The organism is Mycolicibacter engbaekii (assembly GCF_002101585.1).
Taxonomy (GTDB): Bacteria; Actinomycetota; Actinomycetes; order Mycobacteriales; family Mycobacteriaceae; genus Mycobacterium; species Mycobacterium engbaekii.
Genome location: NZ_LQOT01000043.1, coordinates 85,844 through 105,775, shown reverse-complemented (window position 1 = coordinate 105,775; position 19,932 = coordinate 85,844). Strand labels below are relative to the sequence as shown.

Sequence of the window (19,932 nt, the reverse complement as noted above, 5' to 3'; positions counted from 1 at the left end):
CGCAAGCTGATCGGCGGCCAGGAGGACCAACTCATCGACATCGCCCTGGAGATCCAACGGGAGCGAGCCGCGAAATAGCCGCAATCCAAGGGTGTTGGCAATCCTCGTACAGCCCCTGCTGCGAGCTCTCGCCCTGCTCTACTGGGCCGGGGTCGATGGCCGCGGGCTAAGGTCTGGCTCATGCGGGTTTACATCCCGGCGACGCTGGCCATGCTGGCCCAGCTGGTCGCCGACGGCTCACTGCGTCCGGTCAGCGGAACGGCGTTCGCGGTGACTCCGGCACTGCGGGAGGCCTACGCCCACGGCGACGAGGACGAGCTGGCCGAGGTCGCGCTCGCCGAGGCGGCGCTGGCGTCGCTGCGGCTGCTCGGTGCTGCCGCGACCGATCCGGCTGCCGAGAAGCTGCCGGTTCGCCGGGCGGTGCTGGTCGCCGAAGTTGAGGGCGTCACGGTCCGCCCCGACCTGGACGCCGCCGTGGTCCGGCTGGCGGGTCCGGTGGCGATCACCGACGTGGTCGCGGCGTATGTGGACAACGCCGCTGCCGAGCCGGCTGTACGCGCGGCGCTGGCGGTGATCGACGACGCCGATCTCGGAGACGAGGACGCCGAGCTGACAGTCGGCGACGCCCAGGACCACGACCTGGCCTGGTACGCCACCCAGGAGCTGCCGTTCCTGCTTGACCTGCTCTGATGCCGCCCGAGCTAAGTTACGGTACCGTAGGTTCATCCATCCGGTAGCGAACAGGGACACCGTCGTGAGCAAGAAGCAATCGGCCATCGTCGCGCGGCTCGGCGACACCAAGCGGGCGACCGCCGCGGGGGCCGAGCGGCATCCGGCGTGGAACGCATTACGTCGCATCGCCACACAGATCACCACGCCGCTGCTGCCGGATGACTATCTGCGGCTGGTCAACCCGTTGTGGTCGGCCCGCGAACTGCGCGGCCGCGTGGTGGAGGTCCGGCGGGAGACCGCGGATTCGGCGACGCTGGTCATCAAGCCCGGCTGGGGTTTCCAGTTCGACTATCGGCCCGGTCAATACATCGGTATCGGCCTGCTGGTGGACGGGCGATGGCGCTGGCGGTCCTACTCGCTCACATCGGCACCGGTGAGCGGCGCCCGAACCATCGCGATCACCGTCAAGGCGATGCCGGAGGGTTTTCTGTCCAGTCATCTGGTGGACGGCGTTGCGGCCGGGACCATCGTGCGACTGGCGGCCCCGCAGGGGGAGTTCGTGCTGCCCGATCCGGCGCCGGCCTCGGTTCTGTTCCTCACCGCGGGATCGGGGATCACCCCGGTCATGGCGATGTTGCGCTCCCTGGCCCGGCGGGGCGAGGTGGGCAACGTTGTTCACCTGCACTCGGCCCCGACCGCGGCAGACGCGCTGTTCGCCGATGAGCTGGACCGCCTGGCGCAGGACAACCCCGGTTACCGGCTGCTGCTGCGCACCACGCGCGACCAGGGCCGGCTGCAGCTGCGTGGCCCGGAAGCCCTCGACGGTGCGGTGCCCGACTGGCGTGAGCGTCAGACCTGGGCCTGCGGGCCGGCGGCGATGTTGGGCGACGCCGAGCTTCTCTGGTCGAAGGCGGGGATCTCCGAGCGTCTGCACGTCGAGCGGTTCTCGGTGGCGCGCACCGGCGCGGCCGGGGGCGGCGGTACCGTCACCTTCGCTGCCAGCGGAAAGAGTGTCGCGGCGGATGCGGCAACCACGTTGCTGGAGGCGGGCGAGGGCGCCGGCGTGCTGATGCCGTTCGGATGCCGGATGGGTATCTGTCAGTCATGCGTGGTGACGCTGGTTTCGGGGCAGGTCCGTGATCTGCGCACCGGTGTCGACCACGAGGCCGGCACCCGGGTGCAGACCTGTGTGTGCGCCGCAGCCGGCGATTGCCAACTGGACGTCTAAGGATTACCCGCTGGTAACCTACGTTGACGTAAGTTACGATAGCGTAGGTAAAGACAGTAAAGCGTTTCCTGGAGGAAGTAAATGGCGGTAACCGACGTCGAGGTGTTCGCGCACCTCAGTGACGCCGACGTGGCGAACCTCGCTGCAGAGCTGGATGCCATCCGCCGAGACGTCGAGGCCAGTCGGGGCGAGCGCGACGCTCGATACATCCACCGCACCATCGCGGCTCAGCGACTGCTTGAGGTGACCGGTCGGGTGCTGCTGGCGGCCGGGGATCGGCGCTGGGCGCGCTGGACCGGTACGGCGACCCTGGGCGTGGCCAAGATTGTCGAGAACATGGAGATCGGCCACAACGTCATGCACGGCCAGTGGGACTGGATGAACGATCCCGAGATCCACTCCAGTGGCTGGGAATGGGACATGGCCGGCTACTCCAAGCACTGGCGTTTCACCCACAACTTCGCTCACCACAAGTACACCAACATCCTCGGGATGGATGACGACGTGGGCTACGGCCTGCTGCGGGTCACGCGTGACGCGCCCTGGAAGCGCTTCAACATATTCAACATCTTCTACAACGCCATGCTCGCGATCGGTTTTGAGTGGGGAGTGGCGTTGCAGCACCTGGAGGTCGGCAAGATCTTCAAGGGCCGCAACGACCGCCAGGCGTCATTGGTGCGGTTGCGGGAGTTCGGCGGCAAGGCCGGCCGGCAGTTGTTCAAGGACTACATCGCGTTTCCGGCCCTGACCTCCTTGTCGCCCCGCGCATCGTTCGCCTCCACGGTGAAGGCCAACGCGATCGCCAACGTGATCCGTAACGTGTGGGCCAACGCCATCATCTTCTGCGGCCATTTCCCCGACGGCGCAGAGAAGTTCACCAAGACCGACATGGCCGGTGAGTCGCAGGGGCAGTGGTATCTCCGGCAACTGCTGGGCAGCGCCAACATCGACGCCGGACCGGTGATGCGGTTCTTCTCCGGCAGCCTGTCGCACCAGATCGAGCATCATCTGTTCCCCGATCTGCCGAGCAACCGCTACCCCGAGATCGCCGAGCGGGTGCGGGCCGTCTGCGAGCGCTACGACCTGCCCTACACCTCCGGCCCGTTCCTGGTGCAGTACGGCAAAACCTGGCGCACCATCGCCAAACTGTCTCTGCCGGACCGCTTCCTGCATGACACTGCCGATGACGCGCCGGAAACGCGCAGCGAGAAGATGTTCGCCGAACTCGGGCCGGGATTCTCGCGGGTGGATCCGATGACCGGGCGCCGTCGCGGTCTCAAGTCGGCCATCAAGGCGGTGCGCGGCTGGCGCAGCGGCCGGCAGGCGGAATTAGCCGCCTGATCCGGCGGAAGCCAAAAGCGTCAGCCCTCGCGCAACACCGTGAGCAACCGGCGGGCCGCCGCGACCCGGCGCTGCGCCGCCCCCGTCAGGTTGTCCAGCGCGCATTCGGGATCGGCGGGCGGACCCAGATGGCCGCAGCCGCGCGGACAGTCCGCGATGGCCTCGGCCAGGTCGGAGAACGCCAGCAACACGTCGTCGGGCGCAATATGGGCCAGGCCGAACGAGCGAATCCCCGGGGTGTCGATCACCCAGCCGGAGTCCGCCAGCCGCAGGGCTACCGACTGAGTGGACGTATGCCGGCCCCGGCCGATGTCGGTGACCCGCCCCACGGCCCGGTCAGCATCTGGGACAAGGCGATTCACCAGGGTGGACTTGCCGACACCGGAGTGGCCCAGCAGCACGGTCACTTTCGACTCCAGTAGGGGGGCGACGGCGTCGAGCGGGTCGTCGCGGCCCGCGGTCACGATCGTGAGGTCCAGGTCGGCGAACTGACCGGCGAACGGCTCCGGATCGGCCAGGTCGGTCTTGGTGAGGCACAGAATCGGCGCCAGGCCTCCGGCGTAGGCGGCGATCAGGGCCCGTTCGACCAGACCGGTCCGTGGCGGCGGGTCGGCCAGCGCCACCACCATGAGCAGCTGATCGGCGTTGGCGACCACCACCCGCTCGGTGGGGTCGGTGTCATCGGCGGTGCGCCGCAAGACCGTTCGCCGGGGTCTGCGTCGCACGATCCGTGCCAGCGTGTCCGGCCGCCCGGACAGGTCGCCGACCACGTCGACGCGGTCACCGACCACGATCGGGGTACGGCCCAGCTCGCGGGCCCGCATCGCGGTGACCGGCCGGTCGGCCGGATCCCCGTCCAAAACGCAGCCCCAGCGGCCGCGGTCCACGCTGACGACCATCGCCGAACGGGCATCGGCGTGCCCCGGGCGGATTTTGGTGCGCGGCCGCGATCCGCGGCCGGAGCGGACTTTGACGTCGGACTCGTCGTAGTCCTCCGGTTTCAAGCCCCGGCTCCCGCATCGGCGAGCATGTCGGCCCACATCCGGGGAAACGCCGGCAGGGTCTTGGCGGTGGTCTCGATGTCTTCGACCTCCACGCCGGGCACCCGCAGCCCCAGAATCGCACCGGCGGTGGCCATCCGATGGTCGGCGTAGGAGTGCCACGTCCCGCCGTGCAGCTCGGTGGCGGTGATCACCAGGCCGTCGTCGGTCTCGACGGCCTGGCCGCCCAACCGGTTGATCTCGGTTGTCAGCGCCGCGAGGCGGTCGGTCTCGTGCCCGCGCAGATGCGCGATGCCGCTCAGCCGCGACACCGACCCGGGATCGGCCAAGGCTGCCAGCGCAGCCACCGTCGGGGTGAGCTCGCCGACGGCCCGCAGATCCACGTCGAAGCCGCCGTAACCGTCTGGGCCCTGCACCTCAAGGTGCGCGTCGGTGTGGCTCACCCGAGCGCCGGTGGCGCCGATGATCTCGATGATGGCCGCGCTGGGCTGGACGCCGACCGCGGGCCAGCCGGCGATACGCACCCGTCCTCCGGTGACCACGGCGGCAGCCAGGAACGGGGTGGCGTTGGACAGGTCCGGCTCGATATCCCAGTTGCGGGCTGCCGCCGTCGCCGGCTCGACCCGCCAGCGGTTCGCGGTGGCGTCGTCGACGTCGATTCCGGCCTGGCGCAGCATCGCCACCGTCATCGCGATGTGCGGCGCGGACGGCAGGCTCGCCCCGGTGTGCACCACGGTCAGCCCGTCGTCGAACGCCGCCGCAGCCAGCAGCAGGCCGGAGACGAACTGCGAGGATGCCGAGGCGTCGATCGCCACCGTGCCACCGGCCACCGCCCCGGTGCCGTGGACCCCGAACGGCAATCCGTCGCCGTCGACCGCGATGCCAAGGCTGCGCATCGCGTCCAACAGCGGTGCAATCGGCCGGGCCCGGGCCTGCTCGTCCCCGTCGAACGTGACGGTGACCGTGCCCAGTGCTGCCAGCGGAGGCACGAACCGCAGCACGGTACCGGCCAGTCCGCAGTTCAACCGGATGTCCGGCTCGGGGTCGATCTTGCCGCTGACCGTCACGTGGTGCGCCACCGCCTCGACGCGCAGGCCCAGTGCCCGCAGTGCGTCGAGCATCAGGTCGGTGTCGCGGCTGCGCAGGGCGCCGGACAGGGTGGAGACGCCGCCGCCGCGGTCGGCGGCCAGTGCGGCCAGCACCAGCGCCCGATTGGTCTGCGACTTCGAACCGGGCACGATCACCGTCGCGTCGACAGCAGCGGTAGGCGTCGGCGCCGGCCAATTCATCACGGTCTCATCCTGCCAGCGTCGGACCGGGTGGCTGATATCGGCGCGCGGTCGGGCCGTCGTCGACGGGGGTTGCCGGCGTGACATGTGCTGTCCGCGTTGCGCCACCAGCACGCCGATGCCGCGCCAGAGCAGGTCATGGCGCGGCATCGATAGGGGTGGGGGACCGATCGCGGGGCGGCGCGATCGGCCCAGGAGCTAGGGGATCAGCCGCCGGCCGGGGGACGTCCGACCACCATCGGCCGGAATCCGTAGCGCGGAGTGCCGAAGGCACCGAAACCGCCGCGGCCGGCGCCGCCGGCGCCCGCCATTGGAATTCCGCCCATTGTGTGGGCGGCGCCACCGGCCCCGGCCGCGCCTGCTGCCCCCAGGCCACTGAGCTGCGCCGTTGCGGCCTGTGTCGCCGCCGCAGGTACGGCGGCGGCCCAGGTCTGCGGCACCGAGAGCGGGCCGACCAGCGAGGCCTTGCCGATGGTGCCCGAGATACCGGCGCCCAGGCCCTTGGCCGCGCCTTCGGCTGCTTTGGCGGCTCCTTCGGCGAGCTTGGAAGCCCCCTCGGCGACCTTCGCCGCCGGGAACATCGAGTGGGACAACCCGTCGATGTCCTTGAACGCCGTGGTGAAAAGCCGCATCGGCGAGACCATCCGGATGAACATGTCCATCGGGCTCGACGCGCTCAGCGTTTCCGACCCGGTCAGGCCCCGCATGAGGTCGCCGAGCACACCGTTGAAGGTGATACTCGACCCGTCCAGAGTGATCGGATTCTGCAGGTTTTCGAGGAATCCGGACACGGCCGGGCCGGCGAGGTCGCCCAACCGGCCGGGCAGCGCCGTGGTCAGGGCGGTCAACGTGTCGGCGTCGGTGGCGGTGGCCGATCCGGCCGCCAGCGCAACCGCGGCCTCCTGCGCCGCCACCCCGGCCGGGTTGACGGTGGGTGCCGGCGGCGTGAACGGCGGCAGCGTCGTCGCGGCCGCCGACTGGCCGGCGTAGCTGTACATCGTGGCGGCGTCCTGTAGCCACATCTCTCCGTAGGCGGCTTCGGTGGCCGCGATCGCCGGAGTGTTCTGTCCGAGGATGTTGGTCGCCAGCAGCGCCATCAACGTCTCGCGGTTCGCCTCGACCACTGCCGGCGGCACCGTTGCGGCAAACGCCGCGTCATGTGCGGCCGCCGCAGCGCCTGCCTGCGCTGCCACCTGCTCGGCCTGGGCTGCCGCCCGGTTCAGCCATTCCAGGTGCGGTGCAAACGCATTGGTCATGGCTGCCGCTGCCGGTCCCTGCCACTCAGCGGTCAGGTCGGCCAGCGCCGTCGTGTAGCTCGCAGCCGTGGAGTAGATGCCCGCAGCCAAGCTCTCCCAGGCTCGCGAAGCGGCCCACAGCGGGGCCGAGCCGGCGCCCGCGTACATCAACGCCGAGTTGATCTCGGGCGGCAACATACCGAAATCCATTGCGTCGCCTGCGCTTAACCCAGAGCGGCCGCGTTGGCGGCCTCGGTGGCGGCGTACGACCCGGAGCTGATGCTCAGCACGGTCTCCAGCATCTGCTGCATGGCAACAGCACGTGCACCGACCTGCTGGTAGAGCTCGGCGTGTGCGGCGAAGCTGGTGGCGGTCAGGATGGACACCATGTCGGCTCCCGCCGGGACGATCTGGGTCGTCGGGGCAAACGCCGCTGCGTTGCTGGCCTGCATTTCCGCGGTTATCGCCTGAAGCTCGTGGGCGCTCGCAGCCAAGACCTCCGGCTGCGCAACAACGGTCGACACGTCTAACTCCTCCTTGCCTGCACCGGAGTGCAGGAACTTGCGGGAAACTTGCAGAACACTGCCAGCGTAAGCACCTGTACGGGGGCCTGAAAAGCGCTCACACTCGTTGTTCACCGCGAAGGATCGAATGTTCATCGGCGAGGTTTTGGCGTCGATTCGATGACGCCTGCTGTTCATTTTCAACGCCTGCCGTTAACCGTTTCGTTTGGCGGTCGCGACCGCACCGGGCAGCTGTCACCATGGAGCCATGTGCGGTCGTTTCGCGGTGACCACCGACCCGGCGATGCTGGCCGGGCGGATCGGCGCGATCAACGAGATTCCGGCGGAGCGCTACGTCGGCCCGAGCTACAACGTGGCGCCCACCGACGACGTGATCGCGGTGGTCTGCCGGCACGGCGAGCCCGGCGACCGGCCGACGCGGCGCCTGCGACAGATGCGCTGGGGTCTGGTTCCGCCCTGGACTCGGGCCGGAGCCGACGGCCGACCGGCGCCCGGGGGGCGGTTGCTGATCAACGCCCGCGCGGACAAGGTCGCCACCTCGCCGGCTTTTCGGGCATCCGCGGACCATCGGCGCTGCCTGGTGCCCATGGACGGCTACTACGAATGGCGCACCGAGTCCGGCGGTCCGGCCGGCCGCAAAGCCCGAAAGACCCCGTTCTACATCCATGGGGACGGCGCGACGCTGTTCGCCGCCGGGTTGTGGTCGGTGTGGCGACCGCACAAGACCTCCGAGCCGGTGCTGAGCCTGGCCGTCATCACCACCGACTCCGTCGGCGACCTGGCCGGCATCCACGACCGGATGCCGGTGTTGCTTGCCCAAAGCCATTGGGATCGTTGGCTGGACCCCGACAGTGCGATCGATACCGGGCTTTTGACCTGCGCACTTGAGGCGCCGAGGACGGTGCTGCGCCAGGTCTCGCCGTTGGTCAACAGCGTCGCCAACAACTCGCCCGACCTGATCGCGCCCGCCGCGCCGCAACCCGAGCAGGGGTACCTGCTGTAGTCGGCCGGAGCGACGCGCTGAACGCATATACCGCGGAGGCCTTTTCCAATTCCGCGCAGGGCAGTGTTATCAATGAAGCATGACCGACTTCCGGCCCGCCGAGCGGCGCGGCGGCGGGTCTGGCGGCACTGGGACGCCGCGAGTGCTGGTCGTCGAGGACTCCGAGACAATCCGAGAGATGGTCGGCGAGGCGCTGTCCGACGCCGGCTACGTCATCGCCACGATGCCGGACGGGCACGGGCTGGAGGACGTGCTGGACGACTTCCGGCCCGACTTGGTGGTACTGGACGTCATGCTGCCGGGCCGCGACGGCTTTGCGCTGATGGACGTGATCGTGAAGCGGGGCGAAGCAGCGGTGCTGCTGCTGACCGCTCGCGGTGGGCTCTCCGACCGGCTGCGCGGGCTTGAATACGGCGCCGACGACTATGTGGCTAAGCCGTTCGAGCTTGCCGAGCTGGTTGCCCGCGTCGGCGCGGTGCTGCGCAGGAGGGGGCGGCTGCCGTCGGCGCTGAATGTCGGCGACCTCACGATCGACGTCGAGGCGGGGGCGGCTTCCCGGTCCGGCGCACCCTTGAACCTGACCGGCGCGGAGCTGCAGGTTCTGGTCTTTCTGGTCGAACAGCGCGGCCGCATCGTCAGCGCCGGCCAGATTCTCACCGCGGTATGGGGCCAGGAGGCCGAGGATCCGGACCTGGTTGAGGCTCACCTGGACGCATTGCGGCGCAAACTCGAGGCGCTGGGACCGCAGATTCTGCACGCCGTGCGGGGAATGGGTTACCGGCTGGAGATTCCCGGCTCATGACCGCCACGCCATCGCTGCGGCACCGGCTGATGGTGATGGTGCTGGCACTGCTCGCCGTGCTGATGGTGGCCATGGGGCTGGTGATCGACGCCACGTTGACGGCGTCGAACAACCGCAGCCTCAACGAGCGGTTGGCGTCGGCGATGGATCGCGCCGACTCCCTGGTGGCAATGGGGATTTCGGCGGAAAAGCTGGCGGAGCAGCTCAATGGGGGTGTCGTCGCGGCGCTGGTGGTGACCGCGGCGGGCCCCTCCTACGGCAACCCGGCGATCGATCCCGGGTTGACCGCCGGGGCATTGCGGTCTCACCCGCCGATGGAGCCGGACGATTCCGCTGCGGTGCGGGTGCATTCCCTGGCCAACGGCGACCGGGTGATTCTGGTCGCCGACACCACCGAGGCCGACGAGACGTTACAGCGGTTGCGCCGCTTGATGATCGAAGCCGGACTGGCCACGCTGGTGCTTGCAGCGGTGTTGCTGGCGGGGCTGAGCCGGGTGCTGCTGGCACCGTTGGACCGGCTCACCGATCTGGCGCGCGATATCACCACCGGCGACCGGGGAAGACGACTGCGTCCGGACCGCCCGAAGACCGAACTCGGGAGGGCGGCAGAGGCTTTCGATGACATGCTCGATGAGCTGGAAGCCTCCGAGACGCGAGCGCAGCTCGCGGCCGAGGGTGCCCGGCGTGCGGAGGCCGCGGTTCGGCGATTCCTGGCCGATGCCGCTCACGAGCTTCGTACCCCGATCGCGGGCATGCAGGCCGCCGCGGAACAGATCGCCGGCTACGTCGGCCAGCGGTTGTCTCACGACCCACTGCAGTCGGACATCGGACGTGAGCCCGAGTTGCTCCGCCAGCATCGTCGGGCCACGTTGCTGTTGACCGAGGCGCGGCGGGCCACCCGATTGGTCACCGACATGCTCGACCTGAGCTACATCGATGCGGGGCTGCCCCTGGAGCTTGTGGAGACCGACCTGGTCGGGATCGTCGAGACGCAGATGGATCGTGCCGCGTTGCTGGCCCCGCACCTGAGTCTGCAACGCAGCGGCCTGGATTCGGCGACTGTTCGCATCGACCCGATGCGGGCGGCGCAGATCCTGTCCAACCTGCTCGACAACGCACGCCGCTATACGCCGTCGGGTGGTCGGATCGCCGTCGAGGTCGGCCGCGTAGACGCAGGGGTGGAGGTGCGGGTCACCGACACCGGCATCGGGGTGAGTGCCGACGACGCCGAGCGCATCTTCGATCGGTTGGTGCGCCTGGACAGCGACCGCGGCCGGGACCACGGCGGGGCCGGTCTGGGGCTGCCGATCGCGCGGGCCTTGGCGGTCGCACACGGCGGGACGCTGACCTGTCTACCTCACGCCGGTGCGGGCGTGACCTTCCGATGGGTCATCCCGGAGAGCGGAAGCGGCGTCCTTTCCGGCCATTCTGCGTGAATACTGACATGTTACTGGCAATTAGCTGGACGGTTCGCTACAAACGGTTGCATGGAGAGCCTGCCTGAGCTGTCGACCCATCCGCCCCGGCTGCGCCAAGCCATGACCAGCAGGCTTTATCGCCTGGCCGCGGCCTCCGGAAAGGTCCGGATCCCGGCGGTGCCCGGCATGCTCGACGAGTACGTCACGATGTGCGAAACACTGTTCTCCTGTTTGGGAGCACCGCTGTGCGACGACGAACGCGACCAGCTCAGGGCGGCCCTGCAAACCGAGTTGACGGCGGCATTCGAGGCCTCGTCGCGGTCGGTCATCATGATCAGCTACGAGCTGCCGGTCGGCAACGTACTCAACTACGTGATCCGCGCCGAGTGGCACTCGATCGAGGTCGGGTACGAGAACTGGCTGGCCACCCGCCAGCCGCCGCTGTTCGGCACCGAGCCCGATGCGCGGGTCTGGGCGCTGGCGGCCGAGTTCAGTGAGCCCCGGTCCTGTCGGGTACTCGATATCGGGGCAGGCACCGGGCGCAACAGCCTGGCTTTGGCCCGGCGTGGCCATCCGGTGGACGCGGTCGAGATGACCCCGACGTTCGCCGACACCATTCGGGTGGACGCGCACCGCGAGGCGCTCGACGTCTCGGTGATCTGCCGGAACGTCTTCGTCGCGACCGCCGACCTGCACGCCCAGTACCAGCTGATCGTGCTCTCCGAGGTCACGATGGACTTCCGCAGCGCCCAACAGCTGCGTGAGGTGTTCGGCCTGGCGGCCCAGCGATTGGCGCCGGGCGGGTATCTGGTCATGAACGTCTTCGTGACTCGCGACGGCTATGAGCCCGACAGTGCGGCCCGCGAGATGAGCCAGCAGTGTTACAACATGTTCTACACCTGGCAGGAGATCGATGATGCGGCCGCGGGGTTGAGCCTGCAGCTGGTCGCCGACGATTCGGTGTATGAGTACGAGAAGGCCCATCTTCCCGACGGCGCCTGGCCCCCGACCGGCTGGTACTCCGAGTGGGCCCGCGGCCTGGACCTCTTCGACCTCGATCCGGCCGAGTGCCCTATCGACCTGCGCTGGCTGGTCTACCAGAAGCCCGTCGGGTAACGGCTCGCCGGCGAGTGGCGCGGTCCGGCCGGTGCCGCAGGGTCAGGGCTGCACGTATCCCGGGGGATTGACCGCGTCGACCCACAGGTCGACTCCCAGTTCGCTTCCGGGCACGCAGTCATAGACCGAGAGGTCGGTGACGCCGGACTCCACCAGGACGTCCTCGCACAGCAGGGAATGCCCCGTGTAGTCAGCCGGCTTGGTCACGATGGCGTACGCGGCGTCGGCGTAGATCTGCGGGGTACGCGACCGGGCCATCGCCTCGTCGCCGCCGAGAAGGTTCTGCACGGCCGCCGTCGCGATCATCGTGCGCGGCCACAGCGTGTTGGAGGCGATTCCGTGCCCGCGCAGTTCCTCGGCCATCCCCAGCGCGCACAACGTCATCCCGAACTTGGCCATCATGTATGCGGTGGGCCTGAGCCATTGGGGTTCCAGCCGGATCGGCGGGGACAGGGTCAGGATGTGCGGATTCTCGCGGTTGATCATGTGTGGGATGCAGGCCTGCGACACCGCGTAGGTGCCGCGAACTTCGATGCCGTTCATCAAGTCGAAGCGCTTCAGCGGAACCTCGAGAATCGAGCCGAGGTTGATCGCCGAGGCGTTGTTCACGCAGATGTCGATACCGCCGAACCGCTCGACGGTGGTTGCCACCGCAGCTTCCACCGCGTCCCCGTCACGGATGTCACCGACGATCGGCAGCGCCTGCCCGCCCGCATCTTCGATCTCGGCGGCCGCAGAGTAGATGGTGCCGTCGAGTTTCGGGTGCGGTTGCGCGGTCTTGGCGATCAACGCGATGTTGGCGCCGTCGCGCGCGGCTCGTTTGGCGATCGCCAGACCGATGCCACGGCTGGCGCCCGAGATGAACATCGTCTTGCCGGCGAGCGGGCCTGAGGTGGGCATGGCTGTCAGCCTATGCCGCGCCGGCAATGTGGTGAAGCGGGTCTGGCAACGGGGGCCATGAGACGTAAACTCACCAACGGCAGATGTCGAGGCCCGTAGTCCGCCACACGGCGGTAGGGATGGCTACCACGCCCGGGAATTGCTGGTCGGCTGATCGTCGGTTGTCGGTGCAGTGAAATGGGGTGGTCCGCGTGGATGCCGATGACCTGGGTTCCCGGCAGGGCACGGCAGGGCCCGAGCTGCCCGCCGACGCTGGGGATTCCGCCGGCCTCCGTCCCTTGCTGAGCCGCGAAGGCATTCTGGAGATGGCCATCGATTTCATCGATCGGCACGGACTGTCGAATTTGACGATGCGGCGCCTGGGAGCGGCCTGCGGGGTCGAGGCGATGGCGCTGTACCGCTATGTGCACGGTCGCGGGGACCTGCTCACCGGGGTGGTCGACCACATCATCGACCGGCTCTACGCCGACCAGCTCGCGGCGCGGCGCCAGGAAGACGGCTGGCAGGAGTACCTAGTGCGGCTGGCGCACGGCGTCCGCGCAATTGCACTCGACCATCCGGAGGTCTTTCCGTTGGTCGCCACCCAGGCCCCGGAGGCGCCGTGGGTCCGGCCGCCGCTCGGCAGCCTGCGGTGGATGGAAAGCTTCCTGGACACCCTGATCTCCTACGGATTCGACGACGACGCCGCGGTGTCGGCCTACCGTTCCTACACCACGTTCCTGATCGGTCACCTGCTGCTGGAGGTGTCCGCCCGGGGGGCCCAGCTGCACCCCGACGTGGAGATTCTCGAGGACGGCCCGCTGCCCGGGCGGGACCTGACCGACTATCCGCACCTGCGGCGGCTGCAGCCGAGACTGTCGCAGGACCGCAGCACCGCCGAGTTCGAAGAGGCGCTGGAAGCCATCCTCGATCGCCTCGAATTGTTGGCTGGCCCAAGCTGACTCGGCAGATCGCCACTCAAAAGGTTTGCGTCGTAAACATCGTGGGCATGCCTCGTGTTGCACCGTCACGGTGTTGCACCGTCACGAGGGAGGAGTTTCACGATGGGGCTTACTGACAAGGCGAAAAACGCTGCCCAGGACGTCACCGGCAAGGCCAAAGAGGCTGCCGGCAAGGTCACCGGCGACGACAAGCTCAGGAACGAGGGCAAGGCCGACCAGGGCAAATCCAACCTGAAGAAGGCCGGCGAGAACGTCAAGGACGCCTTCCGGGACTGATAACGCCGAACCGCCGTCCCGCGCACCTGCGATGGTGCGCGGGACGGCGGCGCTTCACCGGTGGTGGCGCTGTCGCGGTGCCCCCGGGACCAGGAGCCGGGCGCGCCGCATTTACAACGTAAACAAACGGGCGTACCTTCGAGCAAATGCTGTCTGGTTTACGTCGTAAACTCTGCCGCTATGCGGCGTGGCGCCCCATCGAGCGTCGATCGCTGCGAGCACCCGCCCGCCGCGCCGGAACGCGGCCCGGCGGCGCGTCCGCACGGCAGGAGGCGCCGGCCGTCCCGGCGGACTGCGCCGCCGATGCAGTCGACGAAGTCCACGTGCTGGTGGAGCGTCGCGGTTCGGCATTGCTGATCTGCGCTGCGGGCAGCGTCGATGCGTCCAACGTGGCGGTCTGGCGTCGGCTGGTCGGCGAGGCCGCCGGGGTCGCAACTCCGCCCGGGCCACTGATCATCGACACCAGCGGACTCGAGTTCATGGGGGTCTGTGCCTTTGCGGTGCTGGTGGAGGAGTCGGCCAATTGCCGCCGTCGCGGTATCCGGCTGTGCCTGGTCAGCAGTCAGCACATCGCCTCCCGCGTGGTCGCGGCGGCGGGCCTGCACACCCACTTCTCGTTCGCGGCGACGGTTGAGGATGCTTTCGGCGGCGCCTCAAGCGAGGATCCCGGCCCGGTGCTGGGCGGCTGAGGACAACCGCCGATATTCCGACCCGTCGGGCCAAGCTGCCGCGGGAATGAGCGCCACGGTTCACGGTGTTGAGTTACACAGTTCGTGTGGTCGCCACCCGTGGCTGTCGCTCACGGCCCTAGGATCGGAAAGGAGTCGGCGATGTCGACGGCGATTGGCCTGCTGGAACGCGAGGTACCGGCAGGACTGATTGTGAGCATCGCGACGGAAGGGACCTCGGCGATACAGATGGCAGACGGTGAGAGTGCGGTCGGTACCGGAACTGACGCCGCGTCGCAGTCGAAGGCCCCGGTGCGGTCGGGGGAGACCGACGAGCAGCTGACCGCCCGGTTCGAGCGCGACGCGATCCCGCTACTCGATCAGCTCTACGGCGGTGCGCTGCGGATGACGCGCAACCCTGCCGATGCCGAGGACCTGCTCCAGGAGACCATGGTCAAGGCGTACGCCGGGTTCCGCTCGTTCCGGGAAGGCACCAACCTCAAGGCGTGGCTGTACCGCATCCTGACCAACACCTACATCAACGGCTACCGCAAAAAGCAACGTTCGCCCGCCGAATACCCGACTGACGAGATCACCGACTGGCAGTTGGCGTCCACCGCCGAACACTCCTCCACCGGGCTGCGTTCGGCGGAGGTGGAGGCGCTGGAGTCGCTGCCCGACACCGAGATCAAAGAGGCCCTGCAGCAGTTGCCCGAGGAGTTCCGGATGGCGGTGTACTACGCCGATGTCGAAGGGTTCCCGTACAAGGAGATCGCCGAGATCATGGATACACCGATCGGCACGGTGATGTCGCGGCTGCATCGCGGCCGACGACAACTGCGCGGCCTGCTGACAGACGTCGCCCGTGACCGCGGATTCATCCGCGGCGACCAGGCTTCCGAGGAGGTGTCGTCGTGACCGAGCGCTCGCGGGACTGCGACACGCCGCCGGTTGCCGGCGAATCCGGCACCGACTGTTCGGAAGTGATCGCCGAGGTATGGACCTTGCTGGATGGGGAGTGCACGGCCGAGACCAGGGCCAAGCTTCGCCGGCATCTGGAGGAGTGCCCGGGTTGTCTGCGGCACTACGGGGTCGAAGAGCGCATCAAGACGCTGATCGCCCGCAAGTGCAGTGGAGACAAGGCGCCGCGTCGGCTCTACGAGCGGGTGCGGCTGGAGATCAGCCGGACCACCATCGTGCACCGGGAGGGCTAGTCGAGGCGCTCAACCGCAGCAAGCCCGGCCGGGGGCCGGGCTTGCGGGCAGCCAGCGGATTAACGCTCTAGATCTAGGCGTTGGGTCGCTTGCCGTGGTTGGCTTTGCTGTGCTTGCGGTCGCGCTTCTTGCGCCCACGCTTTGCCATGATTGACCCTCCTATATTCCGGCTGGACAGTCTCTCATATGGACCGGCGTGGCGCGGTGGCGGCCCCGGGAACCGGCTCTGGCCACCGCGCCGTCGCAAAGCCGTCGGTGATCGGTCAGTGGAAGGTCCGTGCACCGGCCAGGGTCTGCGGCACCAGCGCCGGGGAAGCCGGGGGAGCCGGCGGGGCCTCGAGCGCCGGTGTCACCGACATCGGTGAGCCGGGCGGCGTCAGGGAGCTGACATCGGTCGGCACGATCGAGCCCACCCCGGGGATCACGCGGTTGAGCATCCCGTTGAGCACCTGCAGGAAGGAGTTGGCGGCGTTCATCCCGGATGCTGAGCTGCCCGGGGCCGCTGCGCCGGGGAGGCCGCCGGGCAGGCCGCCGGACAGGCCCGGCAGGGCGGGGCCGCCGAGCGGCGTAGGCATCGGCATGGGCATGGGCTCGTCGATGAGTCCCGGGACGGCTTTGGCGGACGCGATCCCAAATCCGAGGGTGGCCAGCGACATCGCGGCGGCGCATACCAAGGTCAGCCGTACCCTCGGCTGTGCTAAACGGGTTACAGACAACGCGTTACTCCTCAAGTTCGGTCTCGACTTGTGCCGCGTCACGGCGATTTCGTCACGCGTTAAAAACACTCGAGTAACGGTGCTATGCAATTGTCACAGCAGAAACACGACACGATCACAGATCGAACTCTCTAAATCCTCTTAATTATCTTGGAGTCCGCTTAACCGGGCGCCCTGACCGTCGATCGGACGGGTTGTGGTTCGATAGGGCCAAAGGCTTTTCAGATCGACAATGGTCGACTGGGTGATGAACGAGGTGAAGATGGCCGAGGACGTTCGGGCGGAGATCGTGGCCAGCGTGCTCGAAGTCGTGGTCCACGAGGGCGACCAGATCGGCGAAGGCGACACCGTGGTGCTGCTGGAGTCGATGAAGATGGAGATCCCGGTGCTGGCCGAGACCGCCGGCACCGTCAGCAAGGTCGCCGTGCAGGTCGGAGACGTGATCCAGGCTGGCGACCTGATCGCCGTGATCAGCTGAACGCAGCGGCCCCGAACGGCAGCTACGTAGTCGATGTCCACACTCGGTGACCTGCTCGCCGAACACACCGTGTTGCCCGGCAGTGCGGTGGATCACCTGCACGCCGTGGTCGGGGAGTGGCAACTGCTGGCGGATTTGTCCTTCGCCGACTATCTGATGTGGGTACGCCGTGAGCCGGACCCCGGCGGCGCGCTGGTCTGCGTGGCGCAATGCCGGCCCAACACCGCGCCCACGGTGCTGCTCAGCGACGCGGTCGGCACCGTCGTGCTCCCGGACTGGATGCCACTGGCCGTCGCGGCATTCGAGTCCGGCGTGATCGGACGGGAAGGCATTGCCGGACAACCCAATATGGAAGCCGTGCCGGTCCGCCACGGCGACCGGGTGGTGGCGGTGCTGACCCACCAGACGGCGTTGACCGGCGGCCGGGCATCCAGCCGGCTCGAAGCCGCCTACCTCGACTGCGCCGCAGACCTGGTGCACATGCTCTCCGAGGGCACCTTTCCCGACGTCGGCGACATCGCGGTGTCGCGGTCGAGCCCGCGGGTCGGCGACGGTTTCATCCGGCTTGCGGTGGACGGCACAGTCCGCTACGCCAGCCCGAACGCGGTGTCGGCCTATCACCGGATGGGCCTGGCCGCCGAGCTGGCCGGTCATGACTTGGTGGCCGTCACCCGGCCGCTGATCTCCGACCCCTTCGAGGCCCACGAGCTGGCCGAACATGTGCGCGAGTCGCTGTCGGGGGGATCGAGCATGCGGTTCGAGGTCGACGCTGCCGGAGCGGTGGTGCTGCTGCGGACCCTGCCGCTGATCGTGCACGGCCAGCCGGCGGGTGCGGCGGTGCTGGTCCGCGATGTCACCGAGGTGAAGCGCCGCGACCGCGCGCTGCTGTCCAAGGACGCGACCATTCGTGAGATCCACCATCGGGTCAAGAACAACTTGCAGACCGTGGCGGCGCTGCTGCGGTTACAGGCCCGCCGCACCGCCAGCACCGAAGGACGCGAGGCGCTTTTGGAGTCGGTTCGGCGGGTGTCCTCGATCGCGGTGGTCCACGAGGCCCTGTCGATGTCGGTCGATGAGGTGGTGAACCTCGACAAGGTGATCGACCGCATCCTGCCGATGATGAACGACGTTGCCAGCGTGGATCTCCCGATTCACATCGCCCGGATCGGGTCGGTCGGCTCGCTGGACGCCGACCGCGCCACAGCGTTGATCATGGTGATCACCGAACTGGTCCAGAACGCCATCGAGCACGCCTTCGAGGCCGATGCGGACCGGCGAACCGTGACCATCTGGGCCGAGCGCTCGGCGCGCTGGCTCGACGTGGTGGTTCACGACGACGGTCATGGACTGCCCGAGGGGTTCCGGCTGGAGACCTCCGACCGGCTCGGACTGCAGATCGTCAACACGCTGGTGTCGGCGGAACTCAACGGCAAACTGACCGCCCAGGACGCGCCGGGAGGTGGCACCGAGATGGTGCTGCGCATCCCGGTCGGCGGTCGCCGGCTCCGCCAGGCGTTGTGAGGTCCTGGCCCGAGGCACAAAAACGCGGCCCCGACCAGGTCGGGGCCGCGTCATCGTCTTCAGGTGTCAGACCCCGCTGCGCGCCCGGGTCCGGGCGTTGCGGCGCTTGAGCGCACGCCGCTCGTCCTCGCTCATGCCGCCCCACACGCCGGCGTCCTGGCCGGTCTCCAGCGCCCAGGTCAGGCACTCGGTGACAACCGAGCAACGGGTGCAGACCTGCTTAGCGGTAGCAATCTGCGCGAGAGCCGGCCCGCTGTTTCCCACCGGGAAGAACAGCTCCGGGTCCTCGTCGCGACAGACCGCCTTGTGGCGCCAATCCATAGGTCTCCAACTCCTTACCTTGGGCGCAGCAGGGTGCGCCATGCTTTTCGACTGTTATAAGCGGCGCAAGAAATGATTACGGCTTGCATCCGATCGCTCGATCGTTTCACAGCCTGGACAGATGTCAAGGGTGCTCTTTATCACGTGGTCAAGGTCACGTTTGCGCGGGGCTGCCGCCAGTCCCGTGGGGTCCATGTATTACAGTGGACACACCTGTGCGCTTATCGACCGTGACGAGGGTTATCTTCGCAGGTCAGCCGGATTTTTCCACCGGGGGAGCGACAACGTCCAGGGCGTCGGGGACCGCCCGGAACGTCATTGAAGATCGCAATCCGAGGTATTCGCCATCGATCTGTGTGGCGATCGGCGTGTCGCCCGCATCCACCCGCAGCGCGGCTACGTCGTCGTCACGGATGAGGTGTTTGGCGCGCAGCTTCGGCCGTTTCGACACCATCTGCCGCACTAGCCTCAGCGTGGGTAAAACCTTCATGCTGGTGGTCGCGAACACCCCCATCCCGGCTTCGAAGGTGGTGTCGGGATTGGTCCACACGCTGCGTTCGTCGGCGTAGGTCCAGGGCGCGCAGTTCGAGACGAAGACGAGATGCACGCCTTCGACCGGCTCCTCGTCGTCCAGCTGCAGCGTCAACGTCGGTGCCCGGCGGGTGCTGGCCAGGACCGCGGGAACCGCCGCGCGGATATAGCGCAACGGCGTCACGGCGTGGCCCTTCTCGCGTTCGGCCTCTACCGCGGCCACCACCTCGCCGTCGACGCCCATCCCGGCGTTGAGCACCGACCACCGCTCGCCGCAGTCGATCAGCCCGATACGGCGCCACCTGGGCCGGCCGTCCGGGACATTGATCAGGTCGATGAGTTGGTTGGTGGCGGCGATCGGGTCGGCCGCGATGCCCAGCGACCGGGCGAACACGTTGGCCGACCCGCCAGGGACCACCGCCACCGCCGGCAGGCGCGCGGGCACCGGGGATCCGGGCAACCCGAGCAGGCCGTTGACCACGTCATGCACCGTCCCGTCGCCGCCGTGAGCGATGACCAGGTCGATGCCGTCCCGGCAGGCGGCCTGGCCGATCTCGACGGCGTGACCGCGGTAGTCGGTGTGCGCCACGGTCAGGTCGAGTCGGCTCTTGAGCGCGTGGGCCAGCAGATCCCTCCCCGCAGCCGTGGTGGACGTGGCATTCGGGTTGACGATCAGCACGGCACGCACGGGGTACCAGTGTATGGGCATCGGCACCAGGGCCCGGGGTGGTTACGCT

The 19,932-nt window shown here is 68.2% G+C and carries 24 protein-coding genes; 15 read left to right on the top strand and 9 right to left on the bottom strand.

Annotation, left to right across the window (positions count from 1 at the left end; genetic code table 11):
- From AWC02_RS23040 to AWC02_RS13955, 4 genes are all read left to right on the top strand, one after another.
- On the top strand, positions 1 to 78 hold a 78-nt coding region (locus tag AWC02_RS23040; RefSeq protein WP_133055594.1), incomplete at its 5' end, for a hypothetical protein.
- A gap of 102 nt (positions 79 to 180) precedes the next feature.
- Positions 181 to 690: a DUF6912 family protein gene (locus AWC02_RS13965; RefSeq protein WP_085129350.1), complete on the top strand. Its 510-nt coding sequence runs from the start codon at positions 181 to 183 to the stop codon at positions 688 to 690.
- A gap of 64 nt (positions 691 to 754) precedes the next feature.
- Positions 755 to 1,900: a ferredoxin reductase gene (locus tag AWC02_RS13960; protein WP_085129349.1), complete on the top strand. Its 1,146-nt coding sequence runs from the start codon at positions 755 to 757 to the stop codon at positions 1,898 to 1,900.
- Positions 1,901 to 1,981: 81 nt separating this feature from the next.
- A complete protein-coding gene (locus AWC02_RS13955; protein WP_085129348.1) occupies positions 1,982 to 3,241 on the top strand; it encodes a fatty acid desaturase family protein in 1,260 nt (419 codons plus the stop codon).
- A 20-nt stretch (positions 3,242 to 3,261) separates the two neighbouring features.
- Here the strand turns inward: AWC02_RS13955 and rsgA are convergent, their stop codons facing one another.
- The 4 genes from rsgA to AWC02_RS13935 all read right to left on the bottom strand — a co-directional run bounded on the left by rsgA (position 3,262) and on the right by AWC02_RS13935 (position 7,290).
- Positions 3,262 to 4,245 carry a ribosome small subunit-dependent GTPase A gene (rsgA, locus tag AWC02_RS13950; RefSeq protein WP_085129347.1) on the bottom strand — a complete coding sequence of 328 codons (984 nt, stop codon included), beginning with the start codon at positions 4,243 to 4,245 and terminating at the stop codon, positions 3,262 to 3,264.
- Entirely contained in the window at positions 4,242 to 5,534 is a 1,293-nt protein-coding gene (gene aroA, locus AWC02_RS13945) for a 3-phosphoshikimate 1-carboxyvinyltransferase (protein WP_109561013.1), read from the bottom strand. Before aroA ends, rsgA begins: the two co-directional genes overlap by 4 nt.
- 203 nt (positions 5,535 to 5,737) lie before the next feature.
- Positions 5,738 to 6,976, bottom strand: a complete 1,239-nt coding sequence (locus AWC02_RS13940) for a PPE family protein (protein ID WP_085129346.1) — start codon at positions 6,974 to 6,976, stop codon at positions 5,738 to 5,740.
- 14 nt (positions 6,977 to 6,990) lie between these two features.
- Positions 6,991 to 7,290, bottom strand: a complete 300-nt coding sequence (locus AWC02_RS13935) for a PE family protein (RefSeq protein WP_085129345.1) — start codon at positions 7,288 to 7,290, stop codon at positions 6,991 to 6,993.
- Between the two features lie 247 nt (positions 7,291 to 7,537).
- On the opposite strand from AWC02_RS13935, the gene AWC02_RS13930 reads away from it, so the two are divergent.
- The 4 genes from AWC02_RS13930 to AWC02_RS13915 all read left to right on the top strand — a co-directional run bounded on the left by AWC02_RS13930 (position 7,538) and on the right by AWC02_RS13915 (position 11,629).
- Positions 7,538 to 8,293, top strand: coding sequence for an SOS response-associated peptidase (locus AWC02_RS13930; RefSeq protein ID WP_085129344.1), 756 nt, complete (start codon positions 7,538 to 7,540; stop codon positions 8,291 to 8,293).
- 79 nt (positions 8,294 to 8,372) lie between these two features.
- A complete protein-coding gene (locus tag AWC02_RS13925) occupies positions 8,373 to 9,095 on the top strand; it encodes a response regulator transcription factor (RefSeq protein ID WP_085129343.1) in 723 nt (240 codons plus the stop codon).
- Positions 9,092 to 10,531, top strand: a complete 1,440-nt coding sequence (locus AWC02_RS13920) for a sensor histidine kinase (protein WP_207568059.1) — start codon at positions 9,092 to 9,094, stop codon at positions 10,529 to 10,531. Before AWC02_RS13925 ends, AWC02_RS13920 begins: the two co-directional genes overlap by 4 nt.
- Positions 10,532 to 10,582: 51 nt before the next feature.
- Positions 10,583 to 11,629, top strand: a complete 1,047-nt coding sequence (locus tag AWC02_RS13915) for a class I SAM-dependent methyltransferase (RefSeq protein WP_085129342.1) — start codon at positions 10,583 to 10,585, stop codon at positions 11,627 to 11,629.
- A 42-nt stretch (positions 11,630 to 11,671) separates the two neighbouring features.
- On the opposite strand, the gene AWC02_RS13910 is transcribed toward AWC02_RS13915, so the two are convergent.
- On the bottom strand, positions 11,672 to 12,529 hold the full coding sequence (locus tag AWC02_RS13910) for an SDR family oxidoreductase (RefSeq protein WP_085129341.1): 858 nt from the start codon (positions 12,527 to 12,529) through the stop codon (positions 11,672 to 11,674).
- A gap of 305 nt (positions 12,530 to 12,834) precedes the next feature.
- Here AWC02_RS13910 and AWC02_RS13905 point away from each other — a divergent pair, with 305 nt between their 5' ends.
- The 5 genes from AWC02_RS13905 (at position 12,835) to rsrA (ending at position 15,628) form a co-directional block, all read left to right on the top strand.
- Positions 12,835 to 13,470, top strand: coding sequence for a TetR/AcrR family transcriptional regulator (locus AWC02_RS13905; protein WP_085129363.1), 636 nt, complete (start codon positions 12,835 to 12,837; stop codon positions 13,468 to 13,470).
- Positions 13,471 to 13,572: 102 nt separating this feature from the next.
- Positions 13,573 to 13,746 carry a CsbD family protein gene (locus tag AWC02_RS13900; RefSeq protein WP_085129340.1) on the top strand — a complete coding sequence of 58 codons (174 nt, stop codon included), beginning with the start codon at positions 13,573 to 13,575 and terminating at the stop codon, positions 13,744 to 13,746.
- A gap of 146 nt (positions 13,747 to 13,892) precedes the next feature.
- Positions 13,893 to 14,435, top strand: coding sequence for an anti-sigma factor antagonist (locus tag AWC02_RS13895; RefSeq protein WP_085129339.1), 543 nt, complete (start codon positions 13,893 to 13,895; stop codon positions 14,433 to 14,435).
- Positions 14,436 to 14,663: 228 nt separating this feature from the next.
- On the top strand, positions 14,664 to 15,332 hold the full coding sequence (locus AWC02_RS13890; RefSeq protein WP_237160469.1) for a sigma-70 family RNA polymerase sigma factor: 669 nt from the start codon (positions 14,664 to 14,666) through the stop codon (positions 15,330 to 15,332).
- A complete protein-coding gene (gene rsrA, locus AWC02_RS13885) occupies positions 15,329 to 15,628 on the top strand; it encodes a mycothiol system anti-sigma-R factor (protein WP_085129337.1) in 300 nt (99 codons plus the stop codon). Before AWC02_RS13890 ends, rsrA begins: the two co-directional genes overlap by 4 nt.
- 73 nt (positions 15,629 to 15,701) lie before the next feature.
- Here the strand turns inward: rsrA and AWC02_RS23035 are convergent, their stop codons facing one another.
- Positions 15,702 to 15,776 carry a 50S ribosomal protein bL37 gene (locus AWC02_RS23035; RefSeq protein WP_011728008.1) on the bottom strand — a complete coding sequence of 25 codons (75 nt, stop codon included), beginning with the start codon at positions 15,774 to 15,776 and terminating at the stop codon, positions 15,702 to 15,704.
- Between the two features lie 115 nt (positions 15,777 to 15,891).
- Entirely contained in the window at positions 15,892 to 16,284 is a 393-nt protein-coding gene (locus tag AWC02_RS13880) for a hypothetical protein (RefSeq protein ID WP_085129336.1), read from the bottom strand.
- Between the two features lie 322 nt (positions 16,285 to 16,606).
- On the opposite strand from AWC02_RS13880, the gene AWC02_RS13875 reads away from it, so the two are divergent.
- A complete protein-coding gene (locus AWC02_RS13875) occupies positions 16,607 to 16,822 on the top strand; it encodes a biotin/lipoyl-binding carrier protein (RefSeq protein ID WP_085129362.1) in 216 nt (71 codons plus the stop codon).
- A 33-nt stretch (positions 16,823 to 16,855) separates the two neighbouring features.
- Entirely contained in the window at positions 16,856 to 18,343 is a 1,488-nt protein-coding gene (locus AWC02_RS13870; protein WP_085129335.1) for a sensor histidine kinase, read from the top strand.
- 66 nt (positions 18,344 to 18,409) lie between these two features.
- Here the strand turns inward: AWC02_RS13870 and AWC02_RS13865 are convergent, their stop codons facing one another.
- Positions 18,410 to 18,664, bottom strand: coding sequence for a WhiB family transcriptional regulator (locus tag AWC02_RS13865; RefSeq protein ID WP_046189156.1), 255 nt, complete (start codon positions 18,662 to 18,664; stop codon positions 18,410 to 18,412).
- Between the two features lie 253 nt (positions 18,665 to 18,917).
- On the bottom strand, positions 18,918 to 19,883 hold the full coding sequence (locus tag AWC02_RS13860; RefSeq protein WP_085129334.1) for a diacylglycerol/lipid kinase family protein: 966 nt from the start codon (positions 19,881 to 19,883) through the stop codon (positions 18,918 to 18,920).
- Positions 19,884 to 19,932 lie beyond the last annotated feature (49 nt).

Excerpts from the sequence above, each read along its gene's own strand:
- AWC02_RS13895 (WP_085129339.1), top strand. The coding sequence starts at position 13,893 with ATGCTGTCTGGTTTACGTCGTAAACTCTGCCGCTATGCGGCGTGGCGC.
- AWC02_RS13930 (WP_085129344.1), top strand. The coding sequence starts at position 7,538 with ATGTGCGGTCGTTTCGCGGTGACCACCGACCCGGCGATGCTGGCCGGG.
- AWC02_RS13910 (WP_085129341.1), bottom strand. The coding sequence starts at position 12,529 with ATGCCCACCTCAGGCCCGCTCGCCGGCAAGACGATGTTCATCTCGGGC.
- AWC02_RS13890 (WP_237160469.1), top strand. The coding sequence starts at position 14,664 with ATGGCAGACGGTGAGAGTGCGGTCGGTACCGGAACTGACGCCGCGTCG.
- AWC02_RS13915 (WP_085129342.1), top strand. The coding sequence starts at position 10,583 with ATGGAGAGCCTGCCTGAGCTGTCGACCCATCCGCCCCGGCTGCGCCAA.
- AWC02_RS13955 (WP_085129348.1), top strand. The coding sequence starts at position 1,982 with ATGGCGGTAACCGACGTCGAGGTGTTCGCGCACCTCAGTGACGCCGAC.
- AWC02_RS13965 (WP_085129350.1), top strand. The coding sequence starts at position 181 with ATGCGGGTTTACATCCCGGCGACGCTGGCCATGCTGGCCCAGCTGGTC.
- AWC02_RS13940 (WP_085129346.1), bottom strand. The coding sequence starts at position 6,976 with ATGGATTTCGGTATGTTGCCGCCCGAGATCAACTCGGCGTTGATGTAC.
- AWC02_RS13875 (WP_085129362.1), top strand. The coding sequence starts at position 16,607 with ATGGCCGAGGACGTTCGGGCGGAGATCGTGGCCAGCGTGCTCGAAGTC.
- AWC02_RS13900 (WP_085129340.1), top strand. The coding sequence starts at position 13,573 with ATGGGGCTTACTGACAAGGCGAAAAACGCTGCCCAGGACGTCACCGGC.
- AWC02_RS13870 (WP_085129335.1), top strand. The coding sequence starts at position 16,856 with ATGTCCACACTCGGTGACCTGCTCGCCGAACACACCGTGTTGCCCGGC.
- AWC02_RS13905 (WP_085129363.1), top strand. The coding sequence starts at position 12,835 with ATGGCCATCGATTTCATCGATCGGCACGGACTGTCGAATTTGACGATG.
- AWC02_RS13920 (WP_207568059.1), top strand. The coding sequence starts at position 9,092 with ATGACCGCCACGCCATCGCTGCGGCACCGGCTGATGGTGATGGTGCTG.
- AWC02_RS13880 (WP_085129336.1), bottom strand. The coding sequence starts at position 16,284 with ATGTCGCTGGCCACCCTCGGATTTGGGATCGCGTCCGCCAAAGCCGTC.
- AWC02_RS13925 (WP_085129343.1), top strand. The coding sequence starts at position 8,373 with ATGACCGACTTCCGGCCCGCCGAGCGGCGCGGCGGCGGGTCTGGCGGC.
- AWC02_RS13865 (WP_046189156.1), bottom strand. The coding sequence starts at position 18,664 with ATGGATTGGCGCCACAAGGCGGTCTGTCGCGACGAGGACCCGGAGCTG.